9 protein-coding genes are annotated in these 16,627 nt (G+C 58.9%); 5 read left to right on the forward strand and 4 right to left on the reverse strand.

Annotated elements, in window-relative coordinates:
- Window positions 1–50: 50 nt before the first annotated feature.
- The 5 genes from CVS30_RS05935 to CVS30_RS05955 all read left to right on the forward strand — a co-directional run bounded on the left by CVS30_RS05935 (window position 51) and on the right by CVS30_RS05955 (window position 5,998).
- Window positions 51–944, forward strand: a complete 894-nt coding sequence (locus tag CVS30_RS05935; protein WP_110484388.1) for an oxygenase MpaB family protein — start codon at window positions 51–53, stop codon at window positions 942–944.
- A complete protein-coding gene (locus tag CVS30_RS05940) occupies window positions 931–1,410 on the forward strand; it encodes an ImmA/IrrE family metallo-endopeptidase (RefSeq protein ID WP_110484389.1) in 480 nt (159 codons plus the stop codon). Before CVS30_RS05935 ends, CVS30_RS05940 begins: the two co-directional genes overlap by 14 nt.
- Window positions 1,411–1,442: 32 nt before the next feature.
- Window positions 1,443–2,387, forward strand: a complete 945-nt coding sequence (locus CVS30_RS05945; protein WP_181419699.1) for a hypothetical protein — start codon at window positions 1,443–1,445, stop codon at window positions 2,385–2,387.
- Window positions 2,388–2,463: 76 nt separating this feature from the next.
- Window positions 2,464–3,537, forward strand: a complete 1,074-nt coding sequence (locus tag CVS30_RS05950) for a DUF4192 domain-containing protein (RefSeq protein ID WP_146233349.1) — start codon at window positions 2,464–2,466, stop codon at window positions 3,535–3,537.
- A 568-nt stretch (window positions 3,538–4,105) separates the two neighbouring features.
- Entirely contained in the window at window positions 4,106–5,998 is a 1,893-nt protein-coding gene (locus CVS30_RS05955) for a DUF262 domain-containing protein (protein ID WP_181419701.1), read from the forward strand.
- A 68-nt stretch (window positions 5,999–6,066) separates the two neighbouring features.
- Here CVS30_RS05955 and drmC read toward each other — a convergent pair whose 3' ends face one another.
- From drmC to CVS30_RS05975, 4 genes are read right to left on the reverse strand one after another with little or no spacing between them, the layout of a single operon-like run.
- The gene (gene drmC, locus CVS30_RS05960; RefSeq protein WP_110484393.1) at window positions 6,067–6,840 is read right to left on the reverse strand and encodes a DISARM system phospholipase D-like protein DrmC; all 774 of its coding nucleotides are present in this window, start codon (window positions 6,838–6,840) and stop codon (window positions 6,067–6,069) included.
- Window positions 6,824–8,851, reverse strand: a complete 2,028-nt coding sequence (gene drmB / locus CVS30_RS05965; protein WP_110484394.1) for an MrfA Zn-binding domain-containing protein — start codon at window positions 8,849–8,851, stop codon at window positions 6,824–6,826. Before drmB ends, drmC begins: the two co-directional genes overlap by 17 nt.
- Window positions 8,844–12,617, reverse strand: coding sequence for a DISARM system helicase DrmA (drmA, locus tag CVS30_RS05970; RefSeq protein ID WP_110484395.1), 3,774 nt, complete (start codon window positions 12,615–12,617; stop codon window positions 8,844–8,846). The genes drmB and drmA overlap by 8 nt, the downstream gene beginning before the upstream one ends.
- Window positions 12,614–16,114 carry an Eco57I restriction-modification methylase domain-containing protein gene (locus CVS30_RS05975; RefSeq protein WP_245934461.1) on the reverse strand — a complete coding sequence of 1,167 codons (3,501 nt, stop codon included), beginning with the start codon at window positions 16,112–16,114 and terminating at the stop codon, window positions 12,614–12,616. The genes drmA and CVS30_RS05975 overlap by 4 nt, the downstream gene beginning before the upstream one ends.
- Between the last annotated feature and the right edge of the window lie 513 nt (window positions 16,115–16,627).

Below are 16,627 nucleotides of genomic sequence, written 5' to 3' on the forward strand. Positions count from 1 at the left end.
CTGTCGGCCGCGCTGTCTTAATCCGCCGCGCAGTGATGGGAGGACTCGTGATGCGAATACACCCCAGCCTTGTTTCGTCCGCCCGCCGCCAAACAGAAGCGGCCCCCGAAAATTGGGAAGCGACCTACCGCCAGATGGTCCTCTTTGACCTCGCCGCTGACGTCGAACTTGGCTTTTTCCTCGCTTACTACCGCAACTTCGCCATCCCCAGCATCGCAGCAACATTGCAACGCAACGGCGAAATCACCCAACGCCCCGTTAAGCGTTCATACGACACGGCCATCGTGACCTATGAGCTTGTCTGCAACGGGCTGGACAGCGACCGCGGCCGCCACATGATCCGCCTGCTCAACCACGTCCACCGCCACGTCCCCGGCACCAACGACGATTTCCTCTATGTCCTCCTCACACTTCTTGTCGTCCCCATCCGCTGGGCTCGGGCACACGGTTGGCGAGCCCCAACGCCTACGGAGGAATCGGCAGCGACACGTTTCTACCGAGAACTCGGCGCCCGCATGAACATCGCCGGCATCCCGGGAACATTTGAAGACGCGGGAAAGTTCTTCGACGAGTACGAGCGCAAGAACGTCGCTCACTCCCCCGGTGGCGCCGAGCTGATGGCCAGCACCGTCCAAATCCTCAAATCTAGACTGCCTGTGCCCGCCCGGCCACTTGCCAAGACCATGCTCACGGCAATGTTCGACGACGATCGCCTCACGGATGCCCTCGGCCTACCCCTCGCCACACAGCTGAGCAAAGCGACCCTCAACGCAGTGTTGGAAGCACGCAACACAATCCACCGCCGCCGCCCGCTCAACACCAAGCCACATTTTGTCCCCGGCGAGGAAGGCTCCAGCCTCTACCCCAACGGCTACCGACTCGATGACATCGGCCCGGAAAACATCATGACCCCAGCAAGCCAGCCGAATCATGAGCTATCGTGACGCCCGCCGCGCCGCAGCCCGCGCCAACAAGGCCCTAATTCTCGATGGCGAAGCCTCCTTGAAATCGATCCAGAAGGCCGTCGAGGAGCTGCGAAGCATCACCATCATCGTCTCGGCAATGGACCTCGAGCAGCACGATCTGTCCGCTCTGACTGCCGACTGCGACGACGACTTGAAGTTGATCTACTACGCGCCGCAACTGTCCTTATGGCACCGACAGCACAGCATCCTCCACGAATTCAGCCACCTTCTTCTGGGACACGAGCACACTGCGGCGGGCATCACTATCGGCGAATTCAGCAGATCCTTCCCCACCGAGCCGCGGAAACTCCTGGCTCGGAAGGGCTTCACCGACGACGCAGAGCAAACCGCCGAAATTCTGGCCGATCTCCTCGCCGACCGCATCAGTAGCAACGGCCGCCAAAGCCCTGACGAACCCGGCGGACTCCAGGAAGCCTTCGGCTGATGCTCCTTGTGCCAGCGCTCACGCTGTGGGTCATGACCATCGTCAGGCTCACGGCCGTCGTTGACCCCCGCCGCGCCCACCTGTTCCGCGCCACAATCTTTGCGGCAGCGGCCTGCACCCTTCACATAGCCCCCGTCTACTACGCGGCGGACCCTGTGCTGGGCGGGCACAATACCGTCGGCCTCGTTCTGCTGCTGTTTCTGTTGACCGGGTTTTGGCAGTTCCGTGCGGCCATTCTGTTGGCCGTCTTTGCCGATAATGTACGACGGCGGCACCGCCTTGCGCTGGGAAACGCGGCAATGACGGCAGCCGGGATAGCAGTCACCGCCGGCTTCCTCGTAAGCCATACGGACCGCACCGACCAGAACTTGCCGTTCACTTACGGAGACCAGTTCGGTATGCAGATTTTTCTCTGGACCGGGTCCCTGTTCGTCCTTTGGGTCTGCGTGAACATCATATCCATCTGCCGACACCAGATCCCCTCCCTTCACGCGGTGACTTTTCGTCTGGGATTCCGCCTGATCGGTCTTGGGAGCGCAGCATTCTGTCTGATGCTCACAGACAGGTTGGTTTCTGGGGTGGTCGTGGCCGAGCACGACCGCAGCAGCAGTCTCATAGACTTCTTGGACACGTTCAGTGGGGTGGCGGAGACAACCGCCGTCGTGCTTATTGGGATAGGAGTTGTCCTCCCACGATTGGGCGGTCCAATCAAGCTTCTTCGGCGAGATTTACAAGCCCGGCGGCTCTTGTTGGAGATTCATGCGACGTGGAGGCAAGCAACCAAGGGGACCCACGATGTCGTCCTCAAACCCCGCGAGATTTCACTTCTGGACTTTCTGAGAGTCCAGCCCGTGAGGAGGCTGCACCGCAGAGTGATCGAGGTACGGGACTGTGAATTCAAGCGGCCAGAGCGCCCTCTCGGACCCAAATCGTTGGCGTTGGTCGGCCGTATTGAAGCTGCGCTGATCGGCCGTTGAACCCGGTCGAGTATACGTCGTTTTACCTCCTCCTCCCCATGAACTGGTGACAGGAGCTTCGGCTCATGATCCGCGCGTGGTCGGAGGAATTGTGGAACGGCTCAGCATCAAGACCCCGGACGATTTCATTAGCCTGATGGGGCATACCTTGGGGTATTGGCCGAAGGAAAGCCTAGTCTGCGTCATCTTGGATGACCGGCGTATTGGTTCCACCCTGAGGGTCGGCCTTCCCCCAGCAGAAGCAGATCTCGTCCGTTACGTGCAGGATGTGGTCAAGTTCATCACCACTGACCGTGAGGCAACTGGCGTCGTCTTCGGCATCTTCACACCTGCCCCGTGGGAACCTATGGATGGCCGGCCCTACGAGGATGTAATGGAAACCCTGGCTGGAGAACTCTCGCAGCACAACATCAAGGTGCGCGACGGCTGGATTATCGGGGAAACGTCGTACACCAGCTATTTCCAGTTGATCCCCGATCCGTTAGCCCGCACACCGCTCGATGAAATCAATGCGAGCGAGCTTAACGCAGAACTGGTATTTCGGGGTTCCAGTATTGAGCCTGGCCCCGGATTTAGAATCCCCATTCTGGCGAGGCGAGATCTGAGCGAGGAGGTGTTCAAAAACTGCCTTCGAATCGAGGCCATGACTCCCCCTGTTGCCACTGCCAAAGCACGGACTTTGTGGGGCACCTTGCTCAACGATGTAGCGCTGCCCACTGATGCGCAGTCCGCTGAGTTGCTGGCCGACTTCAAGTTCATCTCCGTGCGCGACCGGCTCCTAGCTGATATTCCTGGGCTGGACGACAGCATGGGCAACTTGCTACTGGGCCAAACAAAGCGCCCTCCAGAATGGCAACGAGTTGACCGCGCCCAGGAGCTTCTCCTTCATCTATATACCCGTGCTGACGGTCCCGATGCGGCGCCGGTCCTTACCAGTCTTGGCATCATCCAATGGTGGGAAGGTAAAGGATCCCGCGCGCACCAGTGCTTCCAACACGCCCTTGAATCCGATCCCAACTACAAGCTCGCCCAACTCAGCGACCAAATGGTCGCCGCTGGTATTCTCGCACCCTGGGCAATGGACAAGAGCTCGGCATATCAGCCACCTATGAGCCGAGGGCCACGGATCGAAGGAATGGGCATGGCTTAGGCAGGAATCCGCACAAGCGGGTAACCCCAACGGGCGCCCCGAAGAATATTTGTCGTCGGTTCAAGTTCCACTTTGGGGACACCGCCCAAGGCACCCCAATCGGACGACCTGCGGTTATCTTCTGCGAAACCGAGCCGTTTAGGGCCAAAAGCGGCCCAAGTCATCGGTTACTCATCTTTTCAGCCACGACAGGTTTCACCGACCCGCGACAAGCAATGACAGTGCTCTCGACGGAGTGACGCGCTTTAGACTGGCGGGCCGATTAAATGCCGTCTATTCGATGCGTCCCATGTTGGCTCGACCGTAGCGGCAGTACAGCTGCGCGCCGACGCTGTGCAATCGCACGCCGTAAAGCAACTGCTGGCGCGTGGCATCAAACCCAATTCCGACTCAGCGCCATCAGACTCTGTCTGCTCGATGATGCTACCGGGCTCGAGGGTGTCTAATATGCCGATGATTTTCATGCGCCCCGAAATGGACGACCGTGAAGAAATTCTCGATGATGTCAATGTCGGCTTTCACCGATATCGTGTGACAAAGACAGCCATGAATTCGAAAGGTGCCTCCAGTGGAAGCTCATCCCCGAAGCCCGCGAGATCTTTTCGAGGGCCGCCGCCACTATGAGATTCCCGCGTTCCAACGTCCCTATGTATGGGATGAAGAAAGCCAGTGGGCACCCTTGTGGAGCGATGTAGTCCGAGTCACTGAGAGTTATCTTCTGAACAGCGACAGGCCGCCAATTCCGAATCACTTCCTAGGCGCAGTCGTTTACGAGTCAAAGAAGGCCTCTTCCGGAGACGTGACACGACACGACGTCATCGACGGCCAACAACGAATGACGACCCTTCAGCTCCTGCTTGATGCCGCGCACCAAGTCATCTCCGAGCATGGACACGAGACAGAAGCCGAGAAACTTGAAGAACTAATCCTAAACAAGGCCTCAACCTTCAAAGGACAAGTCGAACGATTCAAGCTCTGGCCGTCCCAAGCAGACCGTGCAGCCTTCGCCCATGCCATGGATCCAGGGGAACCGTGGGACGGAGAGCATCGGGTTATCGAGGCTCACGAATTTTTTCGGCGTGAAACAGAACGATGGCTGACGGGAGTGCCGGATGACGATGGAATCTTCCCACCCGGCACTGAAGAGCTTCGTGCCGACGAATTGTGTTCAACACTTGAACACCGACTTGTCGTCGTCGCCATCGACTTGTCAGGCCATGAAGATTCACAGTTGATTTTCGAGACTCTGAATGATCGTGGCACACCGCTGCTGAAGGCGGACCTCATCAAGAACTGGGTTTTTCGCAAGGGCGAACAGGTCGGCGCGGACGTGGACAAGTGGTCAAGAACGCATTGGGCAGACTTCGATACGGAGTGGTGGCGAGACGAAATATCTCAGGGTCGACAAAGTCGATCTCGCGTGGACATTTTCTTGCAATATTGGCTCACGATGCGCCTACACGACGAAGTCAAAGCGGAGTTGGTGTTCAGGGTTTTCGCCGATTATGCAGGGTCCCGGCTCACGACTCTGAACGGTGCGGAAGCATTGTTGACAGAGCTTCGGAAGGACGCCGATACCTACCGAGGGCTCAGTGAACTAGACGAGTCGACACCGGAAGGACGATTTCGCTCTCGCGTAATCGAGACGATGGAGCTGGCCGCCACCACTCCTGTCTTTCTCTGGCTCCTCTCCGAGAATCACTCAGTCCCTCGTGATCAGCTCCGGATCGCTCTCGACGCTATCGAGAGTTGGGTTATTCGCCGAACCCTCCTGCGGAAGACTTCCAAGGATGTAAACCGCTTCATGGTCGCCACTCTGAAGTCGCTTCGAGGCATTGAATCTCGCGAGGCTGGATCCGCAATTAGGAACTTCCTCTCGGAGCAGACTGCCGAGACTCGCTACTGGCCTTCCGATCAAGAGATGCTATCGACGCTGCCGGATCTCAAGCTGTATGGCAATATCCGTCAGTGGCGTCTCCGGGTTGTCTTAGGCGCCGTGGAACAACAACTTCGCGACCAAAGCCAAAGGTACGAAGTGGTCGAGCTTCCCAATAGGCTCGAGATCGAGCACATAATGCCGCAAGGCTGGCGAACTTTTTGGGATTCAACACCAAAACTCACACCCGAGGAGGCAGCTCAACGTGACCGGTATGTGAACACCATCGGCAATCTAACACTCATAACCAAATCGCTGAATGGTTCGCTATCCAACCGGCCTTGGACAGACAGCGAAGCAACAGGGCTTACAGACGGCGGCGAGTCTGGTAAGGGCAAACGAACACTGCTAGATGCATTCAGCCTTCTTGTGCTCAACAAGGAAATCGTTCAAGGCCATGACAATATCTGGACAGAATCCGACATCAAGGAACGCTCAATGCACGTGGCCGAAGCAATCACGGCAGTCTGGCCAGGTCCGTCGATGGAGATCCAAGAATCCGCTTTCGAATCGGCTAGATCCTAAAGTCTTTCCCGCAAACAGGCGTCGTAGTTCCAGACCAGGAGTATGGCTAGATTCCAGCTCACCTCGGGCTACGCGCTTGTTCTTCCGTTGCTGGCCCCATTCAGGGGTTCGTAGAGGTGCGGCTCGGCTGAGCGAAGCTCACCTTCAACGCGCTCGGCCAGATGTCCGTCGTCGATGACAACTCCCAGCTCGACGTTGCCATACTCGGCGATCCAGCTAAAGTTTGCACTTGTGACCACGAGGAAGCGGTGGTCAATGGATACAAACTTCGCGTGATTACGGACTGGTTTTCCACCAAACGGTTTCGTTTGGAGCACCACTCCCGGAGTGAGCCACTCTGCCACGTGATCGGCGCTCGGACCTCGTCCACCGGTGCTAGCTTCGGCATCGATATAGGCTCTGACCGAGACTCCAGGTCGCCTTGCAGCATCGTGGAGCGCAGTCCACATGCCGGAGGTCTTCTGGAAATTGAAGGTCGAGCAGACCACCGACTGTCGTGCGCCCTCGACCATCGATACCAACGACGTCGTCAATGCACCTGTCCCGAAGACGTGCCCGGGCGACGTCCAGAGCGTATCCACAGCCCGTGTCGTGGACCGGGCGCCCTCAACACCACGGAGCACCGCCGCAACGAGCTCGCTGTCGAAGCGCAGGCCAGCTGTTCCTAGAATCCGGGAGATTTCCGACCGCTTGGCAACGTCAATTGCTCCGACCGCCGAAGTCAGACTTTCTCCATCTTCCAAAGCCTCGGCAACAAGTCCCGCTTCGGTTCCTGTGAGCAGGACACCGAGCTGCCGGAACGCCTCCGCTTTGGCCTCAAATCCCTCAACTGAAGAATCCAAGTCCCACCGACCCGGGCAGGTCTACTAGAAACCTGCGGTCGAGGAAGCGGTTAGCCCGCTCACACGAGGTTTCGGAAGCCATGGCACACGTGTGGCATGCGGCACCGTGCAGAAACTCTTCGGGATCCTTGGGTGTCCGATGCGCGCACACTGGGTCAGACGAGCAACGGAGAGCCCGTTCAAGCGCCCTCGTCATTACCCGTTCAAGGTTGTCGCGGGCACTCAACTGGACCAGCCCACCGAGCGTTCCGTCGGAGTCGGACGCCGTCGTCACGATCAGCAGGCCAGCAGCAGCAGGTCGTTCCGCCTCGGGCTTCCAAGCGTAAATACGCTCGGATAGCGAGGCCGCTGAGTATCCGGCGTACATGGCCATCTCGCGGATGAGCACGTGGGCGAGGGTATGCACCAGCCAATAGCGGGCAGGGCGGAATCGGCTCAGATGGTCAATGTCTTTCGCCGTGTCAGAGAATCGTGCGTCAAAGTTCCTTTTGTGAGCGGCCGTATGAGCCGACCACAAACTGGCTAGATCCGGGCTCTCCACCTTCGCTTCCCAGGCAGCGACGGCCTTCTCATCAAGCTGCAGATAGATCCCCTCGCCTCGGTCTTCTGTGGCGACCGTCCATTTCGGGCGGCCGCTACGGCTCAGATGGACTAGGCGCTGGCCGATGTCGTTGGCCCGTTCCATCTCATCGATGCGGGTGAAACCAAGGACAGCATTGACCTTACGAAGCTTGTCAATGGCCATGACACGGGTTACGTGCTTAGAAGCTAGATCGGGATGAACTCCTCCCACGGGTGGAGACAACACCAGGCCACTTTTTTCGTCTGCCTTGTGCAGCTTGCCAAGCGGATCCCGCAACAAGAAGTTCCATTCCGGAACGAGAAGTGAAATTGGATCGAAATTGCGTCGTTGCTCGGCCAATTCCTCCTCTGACGGTGGCGGCTCCATCAGATGGGCGATCGCGGCAGCTAGGTCGTCGTCCGAAAGGTCGGCAAGTGCAGAATCTTCATCATCCAGATATTCACGCCACTTATCGACATCATTGCCATACTTTTCAACACGTTTGGGTCCGGCTACATTCAATATCGCTGACGCAACTGTCTCTTGTGTCTCGGTAGTGGCCTCCGGCATGACAACGATCGAGAGGCTGGCAGGGAACCAGAGGTTTGAGGCACCAAGCAGCATGAGCTTAGTCGCGTTAGGGCAGCCGTTCTTGTCGAAGAGACCGAGGTGCGGGTGCCGACCACGGCACCGCGGGAGTTTCGAGGCTCCGGCTTCACCCTGGGCCTGGTTCATTGGGCGTTTTAGGCCGCAGGCCCCGCACTCGATCGTGGCCGAGGCCCCCTTCCCCACGGAGCGGTCATGCATCGCAAGACGGGGGACTTCCGCAACCGCGCATTTGGCACCCTCATGGACCCACCAATTGTAGGGGAATTCGTCAAGGTGGCCGTCGGGGCAAGCGAGCAAATATCGGGCCGGGACAGCCGGCATTGGCCTTTTGGAGATACGGCCTTTGCGGCCGGGACACTTCTCATGCTCGAACCGGGCTTGGTCAGGTCGATAGGGGTTGGTGTTGCGGTAGGCGAACCGGGTGAGCGGGGCGAGCATGTCACAGTGTGTGCAGCGCAGCCACTGCGGGAACACGCGCGCGGGCACGCCAAGGTCGTCGCCTTCTCTGCTATTTGACGACGGCTTCGGCGCCCACGGGAACGGCCGGAGCTCGGATACCTGCGGTCCAAGATGAACCTTGACGGCGTCCAACAGCCGCGGCGCATGAACCGTTGGCACCGAGCCTCTACGAGCCCATACCCGTTCCCAATCGTCAAGGCCGGCGGGCATAATCGTAAAGGATGGAAGGTCCATCGTGGCACCGGGGCCATAGGTGTACAACAAGGACGACGGCCGCGCGGAGCCGACCTTTGCTCGATTCTTGGTCGCCGTTTGAGAGTCCCCAGCTTCCAAGTCTCCAACTGGGTCAAGGATCCCGCCAGTTTCAAGAATTTCAGTCATCAGATTCTCCGTCCAGAGGAGGAGCAGGTACCCACTCCGGTTCTTCTTGAAGTTCCCACGACATGAGGTTCTCCTTTTTAGGGGTGACGAGCAGATTGATCTCCGGCTGCACCTCGCGCATCGAGTTGGCCACCGTGAACGGCGGGATGTCCACCATTCCGAAGTCGGCACGCTGGTTCTCCGGAGAAAGCAGCAGAGCGCTGAACTCACCGTCCTTGCCGTCCGGAATTTTCTCATACACCAATTGATGGTGTTTCTTCTGAACGAAGGCCCGACGTTTGGACCACTGGTCACGCCGATTCTTAAGACGTTCCTCAACCACATGGGCGGCTTCCTCACCGCCAGCAATCTTGGCCCGATCCACGATCTGCTGGATCAACTGGTCGAGACGGCCCATGGCGTCGTCGATCCGCCAAGCACTTCGCTCTGTTGAAAGGCCATCGGCCCGTGTCGCATCCGATACCCGTGCAGCACTGACCAGTACGCCGTCTAGGGATCTGTCAATTGAGGTGTAGGAGTACGGCGTGACCGACAGCGGCTCCACCTGGGAGTAAAAGGTCTCATGGTAGTGGCGGAATTGTTCGAAATGGGCCAGGTCTCTGGGTCGCGCCCAGTTGCCCAACGTGACTACCAATCCTGGCCGGGAGGCGTCACGACCCACCCGAGAAGATGCCTGAATGTATTCGGCAGTGTTCTTTGGCTGACCGATCATCAACATCAGCCCCAGTCTGGTAACGTCCACGCCCACCTGGAGCATCGAGGTCGCAAGGACGACGTCGTACGGATCAGGCTTGCGGTAGGCGTAGCGTTTGCCAGCCTCGCGCGCGGTCCGAGACTCGACAGCTCGTACCTTTTTACCCTCATTGGAGTCCCAGCGCGGGTCAAAGGCGGCGCCCATCTGATCCAGAGTTCCGGTGATGTCCGATGATGAAACTCGCGAGGTCAGCTCCGCGACGTTTAGGCCCGTCGGCTGGGTACCGTACCGTGGCGGGAAATTCTTTCCCGGCCTCCGCTTCTTGATCGTGGTCTGTACGTCATCCGCGATGTAGCGGGCCATACCTGCCAACTCCCTAGTGGCGTTAAAGTAACCCACCAAGGTCATATATGGATCCGCCGAAACCGGCTCGTCCGCTTCCGGCGCTCTGGCCTGATCCATGAGCACTTGGCCGGCCGACAGCAATGTGCTGGCGACCACGATCTCAGCGGAAGTCAGCCTGACACCCGTGGTGCTGATGCCGATGTAACGGCGTCCGGGTGTTTTTGGTGTTACCGGAACCTCTGTGGAGAAGTAGGTGTCAGATACGTCCAAAACTTGGGGTGGGAAGATCGTCACGCGACGCCCGTATAACGCTTTGATCTGTTCGGCCGCGTTGCGCACCGTCGCCGTCGAGGCCACCACCAGCGGGCGGATTGAGTTCCCTGCATCGTCCTTCCACGTAGTTAGGACGTCGACCGCCAGTTCGAATGCCCCGACGGCTGTGCCAAGGGCACCCGTGATCAGGTGCAGCTCATCCTGGATAATCAGATCCGGTGGCCGCAACCTGTCCACCGCTCCTACCGAAGCGGATGGCACGCCATTTTTCGCGGGATGCTTTCCCCCGATATCGATCTTGCAGAACTTATGTTGGTCGTCATGGACATACCCGTGCCGCTCACACCGCTTGCGCACGTACCCGAAAAGTGACGCGGCCTCACCTTCACGTGCCAACCGGGCGAACTTATCTACCGTCGCAATGACAAACGCCGGAGCCAGCCGATAGATTTCCTCGTCGACCGTCAAGACCGGAAGACCCTCGCTGCTACCCTGCGCACCTTCGGAGAAGGGGCAGTCGCCGAAGTCGTCGCCACAATAGACACGAATTCTCCGCTGTAAGTCATCGCCCTTGACGTTCTTCGGCTCAATCGGTGTTCCGCACCATGGACAGCGCTGCAGCTGCAGGACGGTCAGACCGTATTTGCGTCCCTCGTTGGCTTCAGCAAGCTGTTCAGCCGCCTCATCGTACCGCTTGGGCGAGACTGCGGTACCGACCCAAAGGCCAATGCGGAACGGCTCGGTCCCCCAGGTCGCCTCGTCCTCACGCCTGGCAACCTCAGCTGCGCACACCAGTGCAGTCGCGCGCTGGAACTGCTGGGCGGTCAGCAGGCGCAACGTGTAACGCATCAGAACCGCAACGCCTGTGTTGCCGTCGATTCGCCCGTCTACACCGTCGATGACTCCCTGCCGACGCCGGATCCCAAATGTGAATGCGGCGAGGCCGAGGTAAGCCTCGGTCTTGCCACCACCAGTAGGGAAGAACAACAGCTCGGCTTTGGCCATTGGAGAGGAACGACGCTTGAGCTCCGGGCGTGCCAACGCTTCGAGCTGCATCAACACGAACGCGAGCTGGAACGTACGCCAAGAATGCGCACGCGGGCCGAGAGCGAGAATCTGGGAACGGGCAGCATTCAGGCTGAGTTTCCGGTTTGCTGCACGTAGTTCGGCAACCTGCGTCTGTACGCGTTGATCGGCCATGACCTGGTTCATGAATCGGAAACAGCGCAGCGCTTCGTCGTCGCCGAGCAGGAAGTCCAGGCCGCGTTCAAGTTGTTTGGCCACCACCGCGGCGTCCTGGATAGCTTCTGCTGCGACGTCCTGGAGGTGGTCGGGCAACATTGCGGCACGCGACTTCTGCCCCTCCAACCACTCCTGATAGCCGTCCACAATTGGGCGCAGCCCAGTCCCCAAGTTCTCGACACTCTCAGTGGCGAGTTTGGTCATGTCCAGAAGAACGCCCTCGATGTCGCGGGCATTGGTCTGCGGCGTCTCGGACACGGGCAACCAAGTGGTGCGTACCTGGATAGCTCGTCGAGCTCCTTCGGCTACGGTCCAGTCAACCGAACAGGTTCGACCGATGCCGAACTCCAGCCTGTCTCTGTACTGCAGTTGGAGTCGGGCAAGCTCCGGCTCGCTGTCCAAATGCGGCTCCTCCAGTGCGTCCGCCACCGGGAGAAAGATGTCTTTCTGCGGCGCGTTTGCAACGGCCTCGACGTAGAGCTTAGTTTGATAGAGCCAGGCATCTACAGGGATCTGACGGGGAGTCTCACGATCATTACAGAGCGCGGCTTCAACGATCCGCTTGCCCTCGTAGTCCATGACGTCCACCCGGATGAGGATTGAATCCTCCAAGGTGAAGTCCGCAGTCTCCCCCGCTTGCAAGGAACCGACTGGTACGACCACCGGGTGGGTATGCTGGGTTCGACGAAACTTGCGCTTTGGCCGGCCCGAAACCGTGACCTCGTCGGTTTCTTCCGATCGGTAAGTTCCCCATTCAGAACGGATCACGACATTTTCTACGTCAAGACCCACCTGAAAGCGCAGCCCCATTGAGGCCGGAATCATCATCCCCCGGCGAAGAGGTACGTCTTCAGCGCCTTCGTCATCCGAACCGGCCATCTCGTTCTCTTGCACCGCTGGAACACCGCGTCCAAGATCAGAATCACTCGCAGCCACGACATCCTCATCAGCAGCGCCCTCAGCATCTTCAGCGAGTGTCACTCCGCCCTTGCCCATCAATTTTGCGGGAGCGATGCGGCCCACGAGGTACAAAGCATCCGGCACGGCGTCCAAGAGTTCGTCGTCCCCGTGGGCGGGGCCAAGGAGCTCTCGTTCCAGGATGTCGGTGAGGTTTTCACGATCGGTCCACGAGGTACCATCCGGTTCGCTTGTCAGCTCGTAATCAGGGAAAGGCATACGCTGCGGGCCGGTGGCCCCGGTCTCAACTGTCATTTGGCGTCAGCCCTCACTGAATTGTCCAACGAAGCTTCCCCACCTTGGCTGGCAGCACGACGGTGATTCTCTTCGAGCAGGCGGTCAAGAATCTCCACACGGGCTGCCGGGCAAACGGTCCAGCGCTCCATCTGACGGAATGTGTGGAACCCATGATCGAGAGCGACGTCGTCCCATTCGTAGGCCGCCATGACGGAATTATCTAGTTCATCATGGATCTCACGCAGGCGCGCAATGTCGGCGTCAGCGGTGTCAACTATCCCCGGGTCGTTGATCAGGTTGTATAACTTGGTAAGTCCAAGTTCACGTCGGATCATGATTTCGCGACGCTCGACGTCGAGGACCTTGCCGATCGCGGTGAGACCGGCGGTGGGAGCAGGGCGTGGGAAGGTCTCAAATACGTCCGACGGCGTATAGACGGGATCGGTTCGGATCGTTGATCCATATACGAGAGCCCAAAGTTGGTGGACATCTGACGAGAGCACCGCGAGATCGGCATAGGAGTCGGAGGCGATGACTATGACCTTCTGATCAAAAACTTGGTCGCTCGGAAGTAACATCGGCGTCCGTGTTCGACTCGTTTGCGCGATTACCAAGACCGCAGGAAGTTCCGCGATGGCACGGCGCATTTCACCTCGCACCCGAAGGAACCGCCACCACGGCAAATCGCGAACAGCCTTCGGCTTGACCATTCGTTCAGGTTTCACTCGTTCCACAACCCTCTTGAATGGAATACTGAACGTGGCCGCTTCGTCCTCAGAACGCCCGGTGAAGTCGATTACCCAACGCGAACCGCTCCCGTCTGCGCGTCCATTGAGATCCTTTCCGCCGAGATATGGAAACAGAACCTCCGCGTTTTTCGCATCAGCGCCAATCCACGTGGCAGCTTCGACCGGGTCGAGTACAAACCCAGGCCCCAGCAAAATGCACCCTTGGAACGCGCTGTCCTTATTCTCAGCTAGCCGCACAGGGCTACCTGCCGCGCGCCCGCCTGGTTCCAACATTGTGGTCAGCCGGGACACAATCTTACCCTCCGACACTCGCCCCACAGATGGATCAATCGGCGCGATGCTTCCCCATACTGCGGCGTACTCCAGATTGGCTGACTGCGCTGGCCACGGTCGTGACTGAATAGCCCTCGTAATCGTGAACCCTGACTCGATCATCCGGTCCAGTCCGACTTGCCGGGTGTCCCCCTGTGCAATCGTATTAGTAGCAATCAGGCCCAGTGTGCCTCTGCTTGCCAAGAGAGAAAGGGCGCGAAGAAAGAAGTATGCAACGAAATCTGCCGACCCGCGGGCGCCTTCGGCTAGCACGTGCACGAACCAGTCCCTCACGTTCGTGCCCATAGCTCCTGTGAGTTTCTGTCCACCTAAGAACGGTGGATTTCCGATGATCGCATCGAACCCGCCCCGTTCCATGACATCAGGCACGGCCAGCGCCCAGTGCAGCGGCTTCCACCGTTCGTAGTCGGTCTCGACGGTCGGCGTAAGCCCGCGGTCGATAATGCCGTCGAGCATCGTACGGTCACCAGCCCCGTTCGACGCGAACGCCAGGTCCACGGCGATCCTCAGGTTTTCGTACTGTTCGTCGAGCTTCTTCCCCGGCTTTCCACCCTCGATAAGACCAGCAGCGATGATGCCGTCCGCCACATCGCTCAGCTGCCAGACCAATTCCTGATACTCATGCCAAATCCTTCTTTTGGTTTTGGTTGATCGTGCCGGGTCATTCTCATCGACGACGTTGGCTAAGCCTTGCCGTAGCCTGACTGCTTTTTGGACCACCGTTTTGACGTCAATTAAGTGAAGGCCATGAGCTTCTGAGCCCTCGCCAAAGAGTGTGCTCGTAGAATACTGAACGCCCCCATTGAGGGTCTTCACCCGGGACGGATCGATATGTGCAGCCTCGAGTTGACGAAGATCGGTGATGCCAAGCAGGGAGTTACCGTGAAGTACCTTGTCGTCGACGAAGGAGAAAGGGAGCTTAGGATCGAGCGAAACAAGCCAGAGGGAGATTTTGCACATTTCCACGGCCATGCCGTTAATATCGGCCCCATAGAGACATTGGGCGACTACCTGCCGCCTGGCCTTGGTCTCTAGCTCATGAGGAGAACCGGTTACCCCTTCCGCGTGCCAAGCTTTGAGTACCATTTCGGCCAGATACTCGGCTGCGGCTACGAGGAACGCTCCTGACCCGCAAGCGATGTCTGCGACCTTGAGATCGAGGATCTCGTTGGAGTCCAGCAGCTTCCACTGCGACTCGTCGGCGGTCTGGTGTGGTCCTGGTTGAAAAACGAGCGGCTCCAGTGCGTAGCGCACGACTTCTTGGGCGAGCGACTTGGGCGTGTAGTGAGCGCCGGAAGTTGCACGTGACGGAGTCTCGACGACGGCGAGCCCGCCAGGCTGGATGACAACAGGTCGTTCACGCAAGTCACGGCGGATAATGCCCAAGAAAGGGCGCAGCCTTGCCAGCAGCTCTTCTTCGCGTGTCACTGACAACAAAGCACGCTCGCCGTCCTCAGCGCTTTGTCCCAGCAGCTTCGACAGCGCGGCGGCTGATTTCGTCGTGGCTGCCGGCTGGTTTTTCTTGACCCACGCGATGACCGCGGCACCAAAATTCGCGGAAGTGGGGTTCGCATCGGCGAGCCCTTCGAGGACTCGTAGCGGCATCTCTGGCTCTTCGCCTTCCTTGCCAACCAGCCCCACTACGATCTCATCGACGTCTTCCGCGGTATACCCCAGCAAACCCTCGTAGATATAGCCGATCTGTTCGACATCGACCTCGCGAAAGGACACCCTGCGACGCTCAGCCGATTTACCCGTGCCGATAACGGCGTACTGCAGGGCACGCAGTACTTCGAGCATCACACGATCACTGACGGCAACAGCCAAGGCACCACGGTCGTCGACACTAGTGAGGAACGGAAAGCGTTCCGGGTCAAAGAGTGAACCGCCGTAGGCGGGGAGACGGATTTCCTCAGATGTCACTCCCCCATACAGTGCCTTGGACGTCGCGAGCAGCCGATGCCATGTGTAGTGAGTGGCGTCAAGGGCTTCAGCTCCCTCATCGCGAATGCGTTTGTCCAAGTCATCCAGCAGGCCACTCACGCCGTAAGCCTCCGTGAACAGAGGCGACTGTGGCATCATGGAGCGTTCCTCGGCAAAGAGCAGGAACACCACACGCATCATCGCTGTGACCGCTCCCTCGTAAACGAGCTCACGATCAACTGGCAGAGGGTCAGGCCAACCGGTGTCCCGCGCGTCGAATGCTTCTTCGGAGAAGGCCGTGACCAAAAGCTCGACTGCACGGCGCACCTGTGTGCCCAAGGCGACAGTGATGTCCTCCGCCGCGGTGATCGACTCGCGAAACAACTCGGCCAGCCTGTCGCCTTCACTGCCACCAGCCAAACGCTGGGGCGAAATGAGCTCAAGGAAGGCATCTCGGACGTCGGACTCTTCGATCCACGTTTGTGCATCGACAATTCCAGAGGCGGTCATGACTCCGTCCTGGGCGCACACGATTGCCCACCATCGCCCGTCCGTGACCACGCCAACCTTTTGCTCGGACTTGCGCAGAAGCGCGTCCATCCGGTCGATGGGACTTGCAGTCCAGGCGTCACTAAGTGGATCGCGGAGCGAGTCGACAGGGTCAAAAACCATGACCAAAGCGACTGCAGCACCTTCGCGAACGAATTTGCCGGACGCCCTTGTGCCCGCCGCATAGTTTACGGATGCCTTTTGAGGCCGCACGCCGCCGAGCTCTTCGTCGTCCCAAACTAGGTGGGCGTCCCACCGGGCAACGTCACGCAGAACGACATCGACCCACTTGTTCCGGGCGCCGCGGTACGACCCAGTTGCACCCTCGTCGTTAGAAGCATTCTTGCTCCACTCGTCCCAAGCGCGGTCGAAGTTGGGCTTGGCGTCCCTGAGGGCAGCCTTCGTGTCCGCCCCTAGCTGAGGCATTCCCTGGGGCCAGACCCGCTTGATCGCAGGGATCGCAACAAATGGGCC

Source organism: Arthrobacter psychrolactophilus (assembly GCF_003219795.1).
Lineage (GTDB): Bacteria > Actinomycetota > Actinomycetes > Actinomycetales > Micrococcaceae > Specibacter > Specibacter psychrolactophilus.

What these genes read in the sequence shown, in the direction of transcription:
- CVS30_RS05935 (WP_110484388.1), top strand. Translation starts at nt 51, where the DNA reads ATGCGAATACACCCCAGCCTTGTTTCGTCCGCCCGCCGCCAAACAGAA.
- CVS30_RS05945 (WP_181419699.1), top strand. Translation starts at nt 1,443, where the DNA reads ATGACCATCGTCAGGCTCACGGCCGTCGTTGACCCCCGCCGCGCCCAC.
- CVS30_RS05940 (WP_110484389.1), top strand. Translation starts at nt 931, where the DNA reads ATGAGCTATCGTGACGCCCGCCGCGCCGCAGCCCGCGCCAACAAGGCC.
- drmB (WP_110484394.1), bottom strand. Translation starts at nt 8,851, where the DNA reads ATGACTGAAATTCTTGAAACTGGCGGGATCCTTGACCCAGTTGGAGAC.
- drmA (WP_110484395.1), bottom strand. Translation starts at nt 12,617, where the DNA reads ATGACAGTTGAGACCGGGGCCACCGGCCCGCAGCGTATGCCTTTCCCT.
- CVS30_RS05975 (WP_245934461.1), bottom strand. Translation starts at nt 16,114, where the DNA reads ATGACCGCCTCTGGAATTGTCGATGCACAAACGTGGATCGAAGAGTCC.